This window comes from Streptomyces violens, from assembly GCF_000717745.1.
Lineage (GTDB): Bacteria > Actinomycetota > Actinomycetes > Streptomycetales > Streptomycetaceae > Streptomyces > Streptomyces violens.
The window spans coordinates 108256-125672 of the sequence record NZ_JOBH01000006.1; the positions used below are offsets into that span (position 1 = coordinate 108256).

Annotated in this window: 14 protein-coding genes; 11 read left to right on the forward strand and 3 right to left on the reverse strand. The window is 71.9% G+C overall.

What is annotated here, in order from left to right:
• The first annotated feature begins 72 nt into the window (after nt 1–72).
• The gene (locus IF04_RS0112950; RefSeq protein WP_030255159.1) at nt 73–621 is read left to right on the forward strand and encodes a type 1 glutamine amidotransferase domain-containing protein; all 549 of its coding nucleotides are present in this window, start codon (nt 73–75) and stop codon (nt 619–621) included.
• Between the two features lie 45 nt (nt 622–666).
• Entirely contained in the window at nt 667–1851 is a 1185-nt protein-coding gene (locus IF04_RS0112955) for a zinc-dependent alcohol dehydrogenase (protein ID WP_030255162.1), read from the forward strand.
• A 29-nt stretch (nt 1852–1880) separates the two neighbouring features.
• Here the strand turns inward: IF04_RS0112955 and IF04_RS0112960 are convergent, their stop codons facing one another.
• From IF04_RS0112960 to IF04_RS0112970, 3 genes are all read right to left on the reverse strand, one after another.
• Nucleotides 1881–2843 (reverse strand): pyridoxal-phosphate dependent enzyme, encoded by a 963-nt coding sequence (locus tag IF04_RS0112960; RefSeq protein WP_030255166.1) that lies wholly within the window; start codon nt 2841–2843, stop codon nt 1881–1883.
• Nucleotides 2844–3007: 164 nt separating this feature from the next.
• Nucleotides 3008–4576, reverse strand: coding sequence for a glycoside hydrolase family 32 protein (locus IF04_RS0112965; RefSeq protein WP_078600245.1), 1569 nt, complete (start codon nt 4574–4576; stop codon nt 3008–3010).
• 189 nt (nt 4577–4765) lie between these two features.
• Nucleotides 4766–5779, reverse strand: a complete 1014-nt coding sequence (locus IF04_RS0112970; RefSeq protein ID WP_030255173.1) for a LacI family DNA-binding transcriptional regulator — start codon at nt 5777–5779, stop codon at nt 4766–4768.
• A gap of 353 nt (nt 5780–6132) precedes the next feature.
• Here IF04_RS0112970 and IF04_RS0112975 point away from each other — a divergent pair, with 353 nt between their 5' ends.
• From IF04_RS0112975 to IF04_RS0113015, 9 genes are all read left to right on the forward strand, one after another.
• Complete coding sequence (locus IF04_RS0112975; protein WP_211259798.1) at nt 6133–7527, forward strand: sugar porter family MFS transporter; 1395 nt, start codon at nt 6133–6135, stop codon at nt 7525–7527.
• 261 nt (nt 7528–7788) lie between these two features.
• Nucleotides 7789–9060, forward strand: a complete 1272-nt coding sequence (locus tag IF04_RS0112980) for an aspartate aminotransferase family protein (RefSeq protein WP_030255180.1) — start codon at nt 7789–7791, stop codon at nt 9058–9060.
• 98 nt (nt 9061–9158) lie between these two features.
• On the forward strand, nt 9159–10670 hold the full coding sequence (locus tag IF04_RS0112985) for an NAD-dependent succinate-semialdehyde dehydrogenase (protein WP_078600247.1): 1512 nt from the start codon (nt 9159–9161) through the stop codon (nt 10668–10670).
• Between the two features lie 132 nt (nt 10671–10802).
• A complete protein-coding gene (locus IF04_RS0112990; protein WP_037959262.1) occupies nt 10803–11084 on the forward strand; it encodes a chaplin in 282 nt (93 codons plus the stop codon).
• 116 nt (nt 11085–11200) lie between these two features.
• On the forward strand, nt 11201–11665 hold the full coding sequence (locus IF04_RS0112995) for a PPC domain-containing DNA-binding protein (protein WP_030255190.1): 465 nt from the start codon (nt 11201–11203) through the stop codon (nt 11663–11665).
• A gap of 214 nt (nt 11666–11879) precedes the next feature.
• Entirely contained in the window at nt 11880–12416 is a 537-nt protein-coding gene (locus IF04_RS0113000) for a Dps family protein (protein ID WP_051831244.1), read from the forward strand.
• Nucleotides 12417–12587: 171 nt separating this feature from the next.
• A complete protein-coding gene (gene rhaI, locus IF04_RS0113005; protein ID WP_030255198.1) occupies nt 12588–13763 on the forward strand; it encodes an L-rhamnose isomerase in 1176 nt (391 codons plus the stop codon).
• Nucleotides 13764–13884: 121 nt separating this feature from the next.
• Entirely contained in the window at nt 13885–15924 is a 2040-nt protein-coding gene (locus IF04_RS0113010) for a bifunctional rhamnulose-1-phosphate aldolase/short-chain dehydrogenase (protein WP_030255200.1), read from the forward strand.
• A 12-nt stretch (nt 15925–15936) separates the two neighbouring features.
• Complete coding sequence (locus IF04_RS0113015) at nt 15937–17403, forward strand: rhamnulokinase (protein ID WP_030255204.1); 1467 nt, start codon at nt 15937–15939, stop codon at nt 17401–17403.
• Nucleotides 17404–17417 lie beyond the last annotated feature (14 nt).

Sequence of the window (17417 nt, forward strand, 5' to 3'; positions counted from 1 at the left end):
CCTGGACAAGGCACCCATAACACCCCCCATATCACCCTCTTATTCCGATCATTCCGTGAGGACGTGAGCGCAATGCAGGTCGCATTCCTGGTGGCCCCCGAAGGCGTCGAGCAGGTCGAGCTGACGGAGCCGTGGCAGGCCGTGAAGGACGCCGGGCACACCCCGCGGCTGGTCTCCACCAAGTCCGGGCGGATCCAGGCGTTCAACCACCTCGACAAGGCGGACACCTTCGAAGTGGACTCCGCCGTCGCCGACGCGCGGATCGAGGACTACGGCGGCCTCGTGCTGCCCGGCGGCGTCGCCAACCCCGACTTCCTGCGCATGGACGAGCAGGCGGTCGCCTTCGTCAAGGGCTTCTTCGACGCGGGCAAGCCGGTCGCCGCCATCTGCCACGCGCCCTGGACGCTGGTCGAGGCGGACGTGCTGCGCGGCCGCACCCTGACCTCCTGGCCCAGCCTGCGGACCGATATCCGCAACGCGGGCGGCACCTGGGTCGACGAGCAGGTCAAGGTCTGCACCGGAGGCCCGAACACACTGATCACCAGCCGCAAGCCGGACGACCTGAGCGCCTTCAACGGCGCGCTGGTCAAGGAATTCACCGCTCAGGACCACCAGTCCTGAGCGTCCCCCACTCCTGACACAGCTCTTTCCGAGCAGGAGGCAGCGATGCGCGCCCTCACCTGGCACGGGAAGCGGGACGTACGGATCGACACCGTCCCCGACCCGAAGATCCAGGATCCGACCGATGTGCTGGTGAAGATCACCTCCACCGGCATCTGCGGTTCGGACCTGCATCTGTACGAAGTACTCGGCCCCTTCCTGGAGCCCGGTGACATCCTCGGCCACGAACCGATGGGCGTCGTCGAGGAGATCGGCCCCGAGGTCACCACACTCAGGCCGGGGGACCGGGTCGTCGTGCCCTTCAACGTCTCCTGCGGCACCTGCTGGATGTGCTCCCAGGGCCTGCAGTCGCAGTGCGAGACCACCCAGAACCGCGAGCGCGGCAAGGGTGGCTCGCTCTTCGGCTACACCAAGCTGTACGGCCAAGTGCCGGGCGGGCAGGCCGAGTTCCTGCGCGTCCCCTTCGCCGACCAGCTGCCGATCAAGGTCCCGCACGGGCCGCCGGACGACCGCTTCGTCTACCTCTCCGACGTGCTGCCCACCGCGTGGCAGGCGGTGGAGTACGCGGACATCCCGACCGGCGGCACCGTCACGGTCCTCGGCCTCGGGCCGATCGGTGACATGGCCTGCCGGATCGCGCTGCACCGCGGCGCGTCGAGAGTCATCGGCGTGGACCTGGTACCGGACCGCCTCGCGCGGGCGCGGGACCGTGGCGTGCACACCCTGGACCTCAACGAGTTCGGCAAGCACACCGCCGACGAGATCCGCCGGCTCACCGACGGCCGGGGCACCGACGCCGTCATCGAGGCGGTCGGCATGGAGGCGCACGGCACGCCCGGTGCGAAACTCGCCCAGCAGGCCGTCGGGCTGCTGCCGAGCGCGGTGGCCGAGAAGATCACCGAACGCGCCGGAGTGGACCCGCTCGCCGCCCTGAACACCGCGATCGACGCGGTCCGCCGGGGCGGCACCCTCTCCATCTCCGGGGTCTACGGCGGCAACGTCGACCCGCTGCCGATGCTGACCATGTTCGACAAGCAGCTCCAGATCCGGATGGGGCAGGCGAACGTCCGCCGCTGGGTGGACGAGATCCTGCCGCTCCTCGACGACGCGGACGTCCTCGGCGTCGAGGACTTCGCCACCCACCGGCTCCCGCTGGAGGAGGGCCCGGACGCGTACGCCACGTTCCAGGCCAAGCGGGACGGCATGGTCAAGACGCTGCTGCAGCCGTGAGGCGGTGAAGTCACAACGCGCTGGTGGCGTCAGTCCAAGAGGCCGAACTCCCCGGCCCAGCGCATGACGTCCCCGGTCGCGGCGTTCCCGCCGCACAGCACCAGCCCGATCCGGGCCTCGTCCCCGGCCCGCTCGATCACCTGACGGGCCGCCGGCAGCAGAGCGCCGGCGGCCGGCTCGGCCCAGACCTTCGCATGCTCCGCGAGGTCCAGGACGCCCCGTACCGCCTCCCGGTCCGGCACCACCAGCACCTCGTGCACCAGCTCCGCGACATGGTCGTACGTGAGCTGCGAGGCGGCCGGGGCGCTCAGCGTGGACACGATCGAGGACAGCTCGACGGGCACCGGGCCGCCCGCGGCGAGCGCCTCGGACATGGCCTGTGCCCCTTCGGTCTCCACGCCCCAGACGCGTACGCCGGGGCGGCGCGCGCGCAGCGCCGCCGCGACGCCCGAGATCAGTCCGCCGCCCCCGATGCTGACCAGTACGTCCGTCAGCTCGCCCGCGTCCTCCGCGAGCTCCAGGCCGACGGTGCCCTGGGCGGCGACCACCACCGGGTCGTCGAAGGGGTGCACCAGCGTCAGACCGTCCGCCTCCAGCTCCGTCACCAGCTTGAACGCGCCCTCCATGTCCTCGGTGAGCTGCACCGAAGCGCCGGCCGCCTCGGCGATGCCGACGGCACGCGCGGGCGCCGACCGCGGCATCACCACGGTCGCCTTCAATCCCAGCGCCCCGGCCATCACGGCCAGCCCGATCCCGTGATTGCCGCCGCTCACCGCCACCACGCCCGCGGCCCGGTCCGCCTCGCTCAGCGACAGCAGCTTGGCCGTCGCCCCGCGCGCCTTGAAGGAGCCGGTCCGCTGCAGCAGTTCCAGCTTGGCGGTGACGGGCGCGCCGAGCAGCGCGGTGAGGCCGGGACTGGACACCGTCGGAGTCCGCACGACGTACTCGGCGATCCGGTCGGCCACTGCCTCGATGTCCGCGATGCCGATCACGGCACCCTCCCTCTCCGTCGGCGTCCACTCCGCTGCCACCTGCTGTGATGCGGGCGGGCAGGGCTCCCGACCCTACAACTCGCGGGCGGGGTGGCCACCGACGTCCGGACACCGGCGCGTACCGGCCGGTACGCGCCGGTGTCCGGCTCTTCAGCGCGGCTGACCTACCAGGCGGACCGCAGCGGCCACACCGTGAGCCGCTCGACGTGCATCCCGCCCTCCTCGGCGAAGGTGCCCAGGCCCGTGGCGTCCGGGCCGGGGAAGATCTGGTCGGTCAGACACACCGTGCCGTCGCCCGTGTACACCTCCACCGACGAGCGGTCCACGATCAGCCGCAGCCGCAGCACGCCGTCGGTGAGCGCGAGCGGGGCGCGGTGCACGGCGGGGAACTCCGCGGCGAAGCCGACGTCGCCGGAGGCCGTGCGGTCCACGTACAGCTCGCCGCCGGAGTCGTAGCCGATCCGTGTCCGGTGCCCGCCCCCGGTCCGCACCTCCAGGCCGCACCGCCGCGCCCCGTCCGGCCGGAGCACGGCCTCGATCTCGTACGTCTGGCCTGCATCCCGCAGCAGCCGGGTGGCGCCCGCCCGGACCCGGCGGCCGGCGATCCGCAGCGCCGGGGTGCGGCGTAGCGTGGCCAGCTCGGCGACCGGCTGCTGGACGAGCGCGGCGCCGCCGTCCGGCGTGGCCCGCAGGCCCAGTTCGCGCGGGAAGCCGTTCGCGCTGCGCCACGGACTGGTGGGGACTTTCTCGCCGTACAGCCAGTTGTTCATCCAGGTGACCAGGATGCGGCGGCCGTCCGGCGCGTCGTTGTACGTCACGCCCGCGTACGCGTCGGCGCCGTGGTCCAGCCAGCGCGGCGCGTCGTGCGGGTCGGCGGTGAAGCGGGTGCCGTCGAAGTCACCGGTGAAGTACTGCCCGCCCGAACCGCCCGCCGGGCCACCGGGGTTGAGGTTGACGATCAGCACCCACATACGGCGTCCCGGGGCGCCGGCCACGGGCAGCTCGAAGAGGTCCGGGCACTCCCACACGCCGCCGGTCGCCGCGCTCGGCCCGAAGTCGCTGCGGTGCGTCCAGGACTTGAGGTCGGGCGAGGTGTAGACGCTGATGCGGTGCTCGGCGGAGAGCGCGATGACCATCACCCAGCGGGCGGTCGGCTCGTGCCAGAAGACCTTGGGGTCACGGAAGTTGTCCGAGCCGATGTCCAGCACGGGGTTGCCCGCGTACCGCGTCCAGGTCGCGCCGTCGTCGATGCTGTAGGCGAGCGACTGGCGCTGTCTGCCGGTCGCCTTGACCATGCTGGTGTAGATCGCGACGAGCGGGGGATTGGCCGCGGCGCCCAGGCCGCTGGTGTTGTCGCGGTCGAAGACGGCGCTGCCGGAGAACACCATCTCCTCGTCGTCGTGCGGGATGGCGACCGGCTGCTCCTCCCAGTGCACGAGGTCGGGGCTGGTGGCATGGCCCCAGGACATGTTGCCCCAGGTGGCGCCGGAGGGGTTGTACTGGAAGAAGAGGTGGTACGTGCCGTTGTGGTGAATGAGCCCGTTGGGGTCGTTCATCCAGTTCTTGGCGGGGGAGAAGTGCACCTGCGGGCGGTACTGCTCGTCGTACGCGCGGAGCGCGGCCGCCGTCGCCGGGGCGGTGGACCAGGCGCTCAGCGCGCCGGTGCCGGCGAGCGCGAGCGCACCGGCGAGAACGGTGCGGCGGGCGGGGTGGCGGTGCGGGGTGTCGGGCATGCGAGTGCCTCCGGTAGGGCAGCGCGGCCAACTGGCCTGCGTGCGGGGCAGGGAAACGGCGGATGAGTCCCGCGCGTCCACGGCTCCCGACGAACCGGACGGCTGGGGTGGTGCGTTGTGTGGCCGCCGCCGACATGGCGACCGCCGCAGACTGTAGAAGGCCGTGCTCGGGAATGTCCAGAGGTGCGCTCAGCGCACCGGCTCCGCGGGGCACCCGCACGACGTCCGGTGCACCAGCGTCGGCTCCAGCAGCACGGTCCGCTTCGCGCCGTCCGGGTCCGCGAGCCGGTCGATCAGCATCCGTACGGACTTCGCGCCGATCTCCTCGACCGGCTGGGCGATGGCGGTGAGCTGCGGCTGCAGCAGATCGGCCCACTCGAAGTCGTCGAAGACGCTCAGCGCGATGTCCTGCGGCGCCTTCAGGCCCAGCCGGGAGAGCGCCCGCAGCACGCCGAGCGTCATGTGGTTGTTGCCCACCACCAGCGCGGTCGGCGCGTCCTTGCCGCGCAGCAGCCGCTCGGTGACCTGCTGCGCCATGTACGCGTGGCTGTGCCCGGGCACCACCAGCTCCGTGGCCGGGTCCAGGCCCTGCCGCTTCATGCCGCGCTGCCAGCCGCGCACCCGCTCCGAGCTGGTGCGGATGCCGCGTCGCCCGGCGACCATGCCGATCCGGGTGTGGCCGAGGTCGGCGAGGTGGTCGACGAGGCGGGCCGTGGACTCCACGTTCGCCGTGCCGATCTGGTCGAAGGCGGGGGAGGCGCAGCGGTCGATCAGGACGGTGGGCAGGCCGGTGTCGGTGAGATACCGCAGCGCGGCGCCGCGGGCGCCGGCCGCGGTGGCCAGCAGCAGTCCGTCGACGCGGCGCTGGTGGAGATTCTGTACGACCCGCAGCTCTTCGGCGGGGTCGTCGTGGGTGTCGGCGATCAGCAGCGTGTAGCCGGCGGCGCGGGCGGTGGCGTCGATCGCCGAGACCATGTCCGCGAAGTGGAAATTGGTGACCGCCGAAACCGCGAGGCCGAGGGTCTTGGTGCTGGAGGTCACCAGCGAGCGGGCGATGGTGTTCGGGATGTAGCCGCTCTCGCGCATGGCGGCGTGGACCTGGTCGCGGGTCTCCTCCTTCACGAACCGGGTCCCGTTGATCACATGGGACACGGTCGAGACCGAGACCCCGGCCCGACGTGCCACGTCGGCCATGGTCGCCATGCGTGCCTCCTCCGCGAGCTGCCTGTCCCCGCGATCGTACGTGAGGCGGCCGCCGAGAAAAGCGCTTGCGCAAACGCTTGCGCGAAATCGCTCGAGCGGTCACGATGCCGTACCGGGCGGTCGCATCCCGACCGGACGCCCCGGCACCCAGCGTCGCGTGCCGAGGCATCCGTGGCCGCCCTCCTCCCGGCTGCCGTGCGACGCGGCACCGGCTCCCGCCGCCCGTCCAGCCGACGGACGCCAGGCGGCGGGAGCACCGCCCGCCCCGGTCCGTCGGACGACCGGACCGGGGCACGGCGGAGCGCAACCGGTACCAGCTGACCCCGCGTCAGCCCACCTGAAGGAGAGCTGCCTTGGCCCGCACCGACACCGTCCTGCCACCCGAATCGGGCGCACCGCCGCGCCAGCGCGGACGTGCCGCGGTCATCGGCGCATCCGCCGTCGCCGCGCTCGGCGGCTTCCTCTTCGGCTACGACACCGGGATCATCTCCTCGGCCCTGCTCCACATCACGCCCGAATTCCACCTCAGCGCCGGCATGCAGCAGGTCACCGTGGCGTCCCTGCTGCTCGGCGCGATCTTCGGCGTGCTGATCAGCGGCGCGGTCACCGACGCGGTCGGCCGCCGCCGCACGCTGCTCACCGCCGCCGCCATCTTCACCGTCGGCGCCCTGGGCTGCGCCGTCGCGCCGGACGCCGCCGTACTGATCGCCGCCCGCTTCGTCCTCGGCCTCGCCATCGGCACCGCCTCGCTCGCCGTGCCCGCCTACATCGCCGAGATCGCGCCGAAGGAGAGCCGCGGCAAGCTGGTCTCGCTCAACCAGCTGATGATCACCGTCGGCATCTTCGTCTCCTACCTCGTCGGCTACGCCTTCGACGACGTCGAGCAGGGCTGGCGCTGGATGCTCGGCATCGGCGCCGTACCGTCCCTGCTCATGCTCGCCGGCGTCTTCCGGCTCTCCGAGAGCCCGCGCTGGCTGCTCACCCACGGCCGCCCCGAGGAGGCCCGCGCGGTCCTGCGCCGCACCCGTACCGCGGAGGAGGCCGAGCACGAGGTCCGCGAGATCGAGACGCTGGCGGCCCAGGAGTCGAAGATCGGCTACCGCGACCTGCTGCGCCCCGCCATGCGCCCCGCGGTGATCCTCGGCGTGGTGGTCGCCGCGACCAACCAGCTCGTCGGCGTCAACGCGGTGATCTACTACGCGCCCACCATGCTCCAGCAGGCCGGCTTCGCCAGCTCCGCCGCGATCCTCTCCTCGCTCGGCATCGGCCTGGTCAACATGGTCCTCACCGGCATCGCGCTGCTCCTCGTCGACAAGGTCGGCCGCCGCCCGCTGCTGCTCGGCGGCACCGGCGTCGTCGTCCTCGCCCTCGTCCTGCTCGGCGCGCTCTACCTCGTCGGCGACGGACAGCCCGCGCACAGCGGCCTGCTGGTCGCCGGGCTCTGCCTGTACATCGGCGCCTTCGCACCCAGCCTGGGCCTGGCGATCTGGCTCATCAACAGCGAGATCTTCCCCACCGCCGCGCGCGGCAAGGCGTCCTCCTTCGGCAACGTCACGCACTGGGGCCTGGACTTCGCCATCTCGCTCACCGTGCTGACCACCATCCAGGCGCTCACCCCGACCGGCCTGTTCTGGATCTACGCGCTCTTCGGCCTCCTCGGCGCCGGCTACCTCTACCGCAAGCTGCCCGAGACCAAGGGCCGCAGCCTGGAGGACATCTCGGCCTCCCTGCGCGGCGACCGGGGCTAGGTCGTGTCCGCAAAGTCCCGTCGTTCGCCCGGAGGGCGGGGCCCGCGGCGTCTGGTGCGTGCGATCGCAAGGCGGAGGGTCGTCCTCGTAGTGGGTCTACGTGGGCGATCCCGACAACGCAGCGCGAACACGTTGGTCGTTGACCCTCCCCACTCCTCTCCCACAAGGTGAGTAGGAGCCTGTGGTTGATCCCGCCAGGGTCCGGGCACAGACTCCACCATCCATCCGCACCGCTTCAACGCCGTGGGAGAGAGCTGTCGTATGAGCCACCTTTCCGAGCATCTGCGCCAGGCCACACCCGTCGTCGCCGAGCGCGGCGAGGGCGTCCACCTCTTCGGTACGGACGGCCGCCGCTATCTGGACTTCACCGCCGGCATCGGCGTCACCAGCACGGGCCACTGCCACCCGCGCGTGGTCGCCGCCGCCCAGGAACAGGTGGCCACCCTGATCCACGGCCAGTACACGACCGTGATGCACCAGCCGCTGCAGAAGCTGGTCGCACGGCTCGGTGACGTACTGCCCCAAGGGCTGGACAGCCTCTTCTTCGCCAACTCCGGGAGCGAGGCCGTGGAGGCCGCGATGCGGCTCGCCCGGCAGGCCACGGGGCGGCCCAACATCGTCGTCTGCCAGGGCGGCTTCCACGGCCGCACGGTCGCCGCCGCCTCCCTCACCACCTCCGGTACGAAGGTCCGCACGGGCTTCGGCCCGCTGATGAGCGGCGTGCACGTCGCGCCCTTCCCGAACGCGTACTACTACGGCCGGCACTACGGCTGGGACGAGGAGGCCACCACCCGCTTCGCGCTGCGCGAGTTCGACCACCTCCTGCAGACCGTCACCGACCCCGACGACACCGCCGCGATCATGGTGGAGCCGGTGCTCGGCGAGGGCGGCTACGTCCCCGCCAACAGCGCCTATCTGCAGGGCCTGCGGGAGCGCGCCGACCGGCACGGCATCCTGCTGATCCTGGACGAGGTGCAGACCGGCGTCGGGCGCACCGGCCGCTTCTGGGGCCATGACCACTTCGGCGTCCGGCCCGACATCGTCATCACCGCCAAGGGCCTGGCCAGCGGCTTCCCGCTGTCCGGCATCGCCGCGTCCGACGAACTGATGGCCAAGGCCCGGCCCGGCTCGCAGGGCGGCACGTACGGCGGCAACGCGGTCGCCTGTGCCGCGGCCCTCGCCACCCTCGACGTGGTCGAGAACGAGGGGCTGGTCGGCAACGCCGCCACGATGGGCGCCCGGTTGCGCTCCGGCCTGGAGGACGTCGCCGCCAAGCATCCCGCCATCGGCGACGTACGGGGACTCGGCCTGATGCTGGCGAACGAATTCACCACCGAGGACGGGGAACCCGACCCGAAGACCGCGGGGCGCGTCCAGCAGGCCGCCGTCGAGGAAGGGCTGCTGCTCCTCACGTGCGGCCCCTGGGGCAACGTCGTCCGGCTGATCCCGCCGCTGATCGTCACCGAGCAGCAGATCGACGAGGGGCTGCGGGCCTGGTCCGCCGCCGTCCAGGCGGGCTGCGCCGACCGCTGAGCCCCGCCCGCCGCCGGACCGGCCGGTCCCCCGCCCGGGGGACCGGCCGCCCGTACACCCGCCCGCTCCGCGTACCGACCCGCCGGGAGGCACCGCTCATGACCACGACCACCAGCACCCAGCCGTCGGGCTCCCCGGACGCACCGCGCTCCGGCATCCGCGTCATCGACGCCGTCCCCAAGCAGCTCTTCATCGACGGCCGGTGGCAGGACTCGGCCGGTGGCCGCACGCTGCCCGTGGACGACCCCGCCACCGGGCGCGAGCTGTGCCAGGTCGCCGACGCCGCGGCCGAGGACGGCCGGCGCGCCCTGGACGCCGCGGTCGCCGCGCAGCCGGACTGGGCGGCCACGGCGCCGCGCGCCCGCAGCGAGATCCTGCGCCGCGCCTACGAGCTGATCATCGAACGCAAGGAGGACCTCGCCCTCCTGATGACCCTGGAGATGGGCAAGCCGCTGGCCGAGGCGCGCGGCGAGGTCGGCTACGCGGCGGAGTTCTTCCGCTGGTTCTCCGAGGAGGCCGTGCGCATCGACGGCGGCATGTCGCGGACGCCCGACGGCGCCAACCGCGTCCTGGTGATGCGCCAGCCCGTCGGCCCCTGTCTGCTCATCACCCCGTGGAACTTCCCGCTCGCGATGGGCACCCGCAAGATCGGCCCGGCGGTCGCCGCCGGCTGCACGATGGTCCTCAAGCCGGCCCCGCAGACCCCGCTCTCCAGCCTGGCACTGGCCGCCATCATGACCGAGGCGGGCCTGCCGCCCGGCGTTCTCAACGTCGTCACCTCCACGGACGCGGCCGGTGTCGTGGAGCCCCTGCTGCGCAGCGGCGACGTACGCAAGCTGTCCTTCACCGGCTCCACCCAGGTCGGCCGCATCCTCCTGGCCCAGTGCGCGGACACCGTTGTACGGACCTCCATGGAGCTGGGTGGGAACGCGCCCTTCCTCGTCTTCGCCGACGCCGACCTGGACAAGGCGGTGGACGGCGCGATGGTCGCCAAGATGCGGAACATGGGCGAGGCGTGCACCGCCGCCAACCGCTTCTTCGTGCACCGCTCCGTCGCCGACGCCTTCGCCACCCGGCTCGCCGAGCGGATGGGCGCCCTCACCGTCGGCCCCGGCACGCAGGACGGCACCGACGTCGGTCCGCTGATCGACGCGGCGGGCCGGAACAAGGCCGCCGACCTCGTCCAGGACGCCGTACAGCGCGGGGCCAAGGCCCTGATCGGCGGCGAGGCACCGGACGGCGCGGGCTATTTCTACCCGCCCACCGTCCTCACGGACGTGCGCCCGGACTCCGCGCTGATGTCCACCGAGATCTTCGGCCCGGTCGCCGCGATCCTCACCTTTGACGACGAGGACGAGGCGGTCGCCGCCGCCAACGACACGGAATGGGGACTGGTCGGCTATCTCTTCACGGAGAACCTGGACCGCGCGCTGCGGGTCGGCGAGCGCCTGGAGACCGGCATGGTCGGCGTCAACACCGGGCTGGTGTCCAACCCGGCCGCGCCCTTCGGCGGCATCAAGCAGTCCGGGCTGGGCCGCGAGGGCGGCCGGGCCGGCATCGAGGAGTTCCTGGAGATCAAGTACCTGGCCATCCCCGCGGGCCAGGGCTGATCGGCTGACGCCGATGCTCCGTACGGTCTTATGTACTACTGCAATCAGGCGGTCCCGGTTTCGGCCACGTGGTGAACGGGGCGCGGTCGGTGATTCTCCCAGTGAACAAGCCACCTCCGCATGGGAGAAAACATGTCCATCCGTACCGCCCTCGTGGCGACCGCCCTGGCCGCCGCGACGGTCCTCGGCGGCGCCGCCACCGCCGTTGCCGACGCCGAAGCGGAAGGCTCGGCCCACGGCAGCCCGGGTGTGCTCTCGGGCAACGTCATTCAGGTGCCGGTGCACGTTCCGGTCAACGTGTGCGGCAACAGCATCAATATCATCGCGCTGCTGAACCCCGCCTCCGCCACCTGCGTGAACGACGGCCACGGCCGTCACCACCACCACTGGAAGCACAACAACCACCGCAACTGACCGGTCGCCGTACCGCACCACACCCGCCGCCGGCCCCCGGGTTCGGCGGCGGGTGCCGTGGGGCAGGCGCACGGCACACGTGCCGCGCACCAACGACGAGCGGAGGCCGGAGCGCGATGAAGACCAGGCTGCTGTACGAGGAATCCGGGCTGCGCACCTTCGCACTGGTCATGGACAAGGGTGACGAGGCGGCCGCCCGGATCACCGCCTTCGCGCGCGAGCAGGGCATCAGCGGCGCGGGACTGACCGCGATCGGCGCCTGTCGCCAGGCCACCCTCGGCTACTTCGACCCCAAGATCATGGACTACCGCAGCACTCACTTCGACGGCCAGATGGAAGTGCTGTCGCTGCTCGGGGACATCGCCACGCACGACGGGGAGCCCGTGCTGCACGCGCACCTCGTCCTCGGCCGCAAGGACTCCTCCGTCATCGGCGGCCACCTCCAGAAGTGCGTCGTCTTCCCGACGATGGAGGTCATCGTGACCGAGACCCCGGCCCACCTGCGCAAGCGGATCGACCCCGAGACCGGGCTGGCCCTCATCGCGCCGGAGGCGTCCGACGGGCCGCCCGACGGGTCCTGACCGCACCGCCGGCGGCATAGCGGGCGGAAGCTCGTACACCGCTGGAAATGTGGGCGTTTGCCGCGCTGTGGGCAGTGGTATCCCTGTGGCGCACGCCCGGTGGTCCGCCGGGCCCGGACGCCCGGCACCCCCGCCGGGCCGGCAGAAGACCGTCGAAGGAGACAGTGCCGTGGCCTCGAAAGCCGACTCGCAGCTCACCTATACGGTTCCGGGCATGAGCACCTCCGAGGGCTCGGAGGTCATCCAGCTGCTGCGGATGCGGCTGCACGCGCTCAACGACCTCGCCCTCACGCTCAAGCACGTCCACTGGAACGTGGTCGGCCCGCACTTCATCGCCGTACACGAAATGCTCGACCCGCAGGTCGACGCCGTACGCGACATGATCGACACCACCGCGGAGCGCATCTCGACGCTGGGCGGCGAGCCCGCCGGTACGCCCGGCGTCATGGTCGCCGAGCGCACCTGGGAGGACTACGCGATCGGCCGGGCCGAGTCGATCGAGCACCTGGGCGCGCTGGACGTGGTGTACACGGGCATCATCGAGGACCACCGCGAGGCGGTGCGCGCCACGGACGAACCCGACCCGATCACCCAGGACATGCTCATCGAGCAGCTCCGCAGCCTGGAGCTGTTCCAGTGGTTCATCCGGGCGCACCTGGAGAACTCCGGCGGCAAGCTGAGCACGGCGCGGCAGACCAGTGAGACGGACGCGGCGCGGGCTGCTGGCAGGCAGGCCCGCCAGCAGCCGTGAATCGTTTTTTGCCTCGGACGCCCGGCGGGCCGCATGCCTGTCGGGCGCTCTGCTGCGTCTGTCCGTAAATTACGCACACCCCTTGACGGTTCAGCTCGTCGCGACTTAGCTTAGCGATCGCTGAAACGATTCAAAAACAAGTGTCGCCGCGCCAGACCGCCGAGGTGAATGATGCCGAGCACGCCCGCCCCGTCCGCCGTGAAGGCCGCCCTGAAGGCCCAGGTGATCGAGACACCGTCCTGGGGTTACGGAAACTCCGGCACCCGCTTCAAGGTGTTCGCGCAGCCCGGCGTCCCCCGCGACCCGTACGAGAAGCTGGACGACGCGGCGAAGGTGCACGAGTTCACCGGGGTGGCGCCGGTGGTCTCGCTGCACATTCCGTGGGACACCGTCGAGGACTACGGGAAGCTCGCCGAGTACGCGGCGGAGCGCGGCCTGACGCTCGGCGCCATCAACTCCAACACCTTCCAGGACGAGGACTACAAGCTCGGGTCCGTCACCCACCCCGACCCGGCCGTCCGCCGCAAGGCCACCGATCACCTCCTCGCCTGCGTCGACATCATGGACGCGACCGGGTCCCGGGACCTGAAGCTGTGGTTCGCCGACGGCACCAACTACCCGGGCCAGGACGACATCGCCGCTCGCCAGGACCGGCTGGCCGAGGCGCTGGCCGAGGTGTACGGGCGGCTCGGGGACGACCAGCGGATGCTGCTGGAGTACAAGTTCTTCGAGCCGGCCTTCTACACCACGGACGTGCCGGACTGGGGCACCTCGTACGCGCACTGCCTGAAGCTCGGCCCGAAGGCGAAGGTCGTCGTCGACACCGGGCACCACGCGCCGGGCACCAACATCGAGTTCATCGTCGCGTTCCTGCTCCGCGAGAACAAGCTCGGCGCGTTCGACTTCAACTCCCGGTTCTACGCGGACGACGACCTGATGGTGGGCGCGGCCGATCCGTTCCAGCTGTTCCGGATCATGCACGAAGTCATCAAGAATGGTGGGCTGGAGGCCGCGAACGGCGTCAACTTCATGCTCGACCAGTGCCACAACATCGAGGCGAAGATCCCGGCGGTCATTCGGTCTGTCATGAACGTGCAGGAGGCTACGGCGAAGGCGCTGCTGGTGGATGGCGAGGCGCTGCATGCCGCGCAGCGCGGCGGGGATGTGCTGGCGGCGAATGGCGCCCTGATGGACGCCTATGCCACCGACGTCCGGCCGTTGCTCGCGGAGGTGCGGGAGGAGATGGGGCTGCACCCGGACCCGGTCGCGGCGTATGGCGCCTCCGGCTGGCAGGAGCGGATCGCCGCCGAGCGTGTTGGCGGCGAGCAGGCCGGTTGGGGTGCCTAGGCGTCTGCCCGGACCTGTTTATTGGCGGCTGCGGACCGTATGTGGCTGGTCGCGCAGTTCCCCGCGCCCCTGAAGGGGCGCCGTCTCACCTCCCCATCTCAACGCGAAGGACTCAATACTCATGGCCACCCACCCCGAAGTCGCCGCCCTCCTCGACCGCTCCCACCGGCTCGGCTCCGACCCCCGTAACACCAACTACGCCGGTGGCAACGCCTCCGCCAAGGGCACCGCCACCGACCCCGTCACCGGGCGGCCCACCGAACTCATGTGGGTCAAGGGTTCCGGGGGCGACCTCGGTACGCTCACCGAAGCCGGGCTGGCCGTGCTCCGGCTGGACCGGCTGCGGGCGCTGACCGAGGTGTATCCGGGCGTGGAGCGCGAGGACGAGATGGTCGCCGCGTTCGACTACTGCCTGCACGGCAAGGGCGGTGCCGCGCCGTCGATCGACACCGCGATGCACGGTCTGGTGGACGCGGCACACGTCGACCATCTGCACCCGGACTCCGGTATCGCGCTGGCCTGCGCCGCCGACGGCGAGAAGCTGACCGCCGCGTGCTTCGGCGACAAGGTCGCCTGGGTGCCGTGGCGGCGCCCCGGCTTCCAGCTCGGCCTGGACATCGCCGCCATCAAGGAAGCCAACCCGCAGGCGGTCGGCGTCATCCTTGGCGGCCACGGCATCACCGCGTGGGGCGCCACCTCCGAGGAGTGCGAGCGCAACGCCCTGTGGATGATTCGTACCGCGGAGACGTTTCTTGTCGAGCAGGGCAAGGCGGAGCCTTTTGGGCCGGTCGTCGAGGGGTACGAGGCACTGTCCGAGGATGTGCGCCGGGAGCGGGCCGCGGCGCTCGCGCCCGTGCTCCGGGGGCTCGCCTCGACGGACAAGGCGCAGGTCGGTCACTTCACCGACACCGAGCCGGTGCTCGACTTCCTCGCCCGCGCCGAGCACCCTCGGCTCGCCGCGCTCGGCACCTCCTGCCCCGACCACTTCCTGCGTACCAAGGTCCGTCCGCTCGTCCTCGACCTGCCGCCGACCGCGTCCCTGGACGAGACGATCGCGCGCCTGAAGGAGCTGCACGAGAAGTACCGGAGCGAGTACCGCGCCTACTACGAGCGGCACGCCGGGCCGGACTCCCCGCCGATGCGCGGCGCCGACCCGGCGATCGTGCTCGTGCCCGGCGTCGGCATGTTCAGCTACGGCAAGGACAAGCAGACCGCGCGGGTGGCGGGGGAGTTCTACCTCAACGCGATCAATGTGATGCGTGGCGCCGAGGCGGTGTCGACGTATGCGCCGATCGCGGAGGCGGAGAAGTTCCGGATCGAGTACTGGGCGCTGGAGGAGGCCAAGCTCCAGCGGATGCCGGCGCCCAAGCCGCTGGCCACCCGGGTCGCGCTGGTCACCGGCGCTGGCTCGGGCATCGGGAAGGCCATCGCGCACCGGCTGGCCGCCGAGGGCGCGTGCGTCGTGGTCGCCGATCTCAACACGGAGAGCGCGGCCGCGGTGGCCGAGGAGCTGGGCGGCGCCGACAAGGCCGTCGCGGTGCCGGTCGATGTCACCGATGAAGGGCAGATAGCCGCCGCTTTCCAGGCCGCCGCGCTCGCCTTCGGCGGTGTCGATCTGGTCGTCAACAACGCCGGTATCTCGATCTCCAAGCCGCTGCTGGAGACCACCGCCAAGGACTGGGACCTGCAGCACGACATCATGGCCCGCGGCTCCTTCCTCGTCTCCCGTGAGGCCGCCCGCGTCATGACGCAGCAGGAGATGGGCGGCGACATCGTCTACATCGCCTCCAAGAACGCCGTCTTCGCCGGGCCGAACAACATCGCGTACTCCGCCACCAAGGCCGACCAGGCGCACCAGGTCCGGCTGCTCGCCGCCGAGCTGGGCGGGCACGGCATCCGCGTCAACGGGGTCAACCCCGACGGAGTGGTGCGCGGCTCCGGCATCTTCGCGGGCGGCTGGGGCGCGCAGCGCGCGGCGACGTACGGCATCGAGGAGGAGAAGCTCGGCGAGTTCTACGCCCAGCGGACGCTGCTCAAGCGCGAGGTGCTGCCGGAACACGTCGCGAACGCGGTGTTCGCGCTCACCGGCGGCGATCTCACGCACACCACCGGGCTGCACGTCCCCGTCGACGCGGGCGTGGCCGCCGCGTTCCTGCGCTGACGCGGAGGCGACGTGACCGGCACACTCTCCTTCGCCGCCGTGGATCTCGGCGCCACCAGCGGGCGCGTGATCCTCGGCCGGGTCGGCCCGGACAGCCTCGGCCTCACCGAGGCGCACCGGTTTCCCAACACCCCGGTACGGCTGCCCGACGGGCTGCACTGGGACGTGCTCGCGCTCCACCAGGGCGTACTGGACGGGCTGCGCGCGGCCGCCCACGCCGGCGGCGTGGCGTCCGTCGGGGTCGACACCTGGGCGGTGGACTACGGGCTGCTGGACGCCGACGGCGCGCTGCTCGGCCAGCCGTACCACTACCGGGACGGGCGTACGGAGGGCGCCGCTGAGCGGGTGTGGGCCATGGCCGGGCCCGAGGAGCTGCACGCGGTCACCGGGCTGCAGCACCTGCCGTTCAACACCGTGTACCAGCTCGAAGCGGCCCGCGGCAGCGCGCAGCTCGCCGCCGCGCGCACCCTGCTGCTGATCCCGGACCTGCTCGTGCACTGGCTGACCGGCACGGTCGGCGCGGAGGAGACCAACGCCTCCACCACCGGGCTGCTCGACGCCCGTACCGGCGACTGGTCCGCCGCGCTGCTCGACCGGCTGGGCATCGACCCGGGCCTGCTGCCGCCGCTGCGCCGACCGGGCGAGCCGGCCGGGCCGCTGCTGCCGCACGTCGCCGAGTACACCGGACTGGCCGCGGCGACCCCGGTGACCACCGTCGCCTCCCACGACACCGCCTCCGCGGTCGCCGCCGTGCCGGCCACGGAGCCCGGCTTCGCGTACATCTCCTGCGGCACCTGGTCGCTGGCCGGGCTGGAGCTGGACGCGCCGGTCCTCACCGAGGAGTCCCGGGCCGCCAACTTCACCAACGAGCGCGGCATCGACGGGACGGTGCGCTATCTGCGCAACATCATGGGCATGTGGCTGCTGGAGGAGTGCCGCCGCACCTGGGCGGCGCAGGGCTCGCCCGCCGCGCTGCCCGACCTGCTCGCCGAGGCCGCGCGGGAGGAGCCGTTCGGCGCGCTCGTCGACCCGGACGCGCCCGAGTTCCTGCCGCCGGGCGACATGCCCGCACGGATACGGAGCTTCTGCCGCCGCACCGGACAGCGCGCCCCGGAGAGCCGGGGCGCCGTCGTCCGCTGCATCCTGGAGAGCCTGGCCCTGGCCCACCGGCGCACCCTGCGGCAGGCCGCCGCGCTCGCCGGGCGGGAGATCCGCACCGTCCACCTGGTCGGCGGCGGCAGCCGCAACGAGCTGCTCTGCCGGCTGACCGCCGATGCCACCGGACTGCCCGTCGTCGCAGGCCCCGCCGAGGCCACGGCGCTCGGCAACGTCCTCGTCCAGGCCCGCGCCCACGGACTCGTCCCCGACCGCGCCGCGATGCGTCGGCTGGTCGCCGCGACCCAGCCGCTGCGCCGTTACGAGCCGGGCGGCGACCGGGCCGCCTGGGACGCCGCCGCGGCCCGCATCGGGGTGGCCTGAGCGGCCCGCATCGG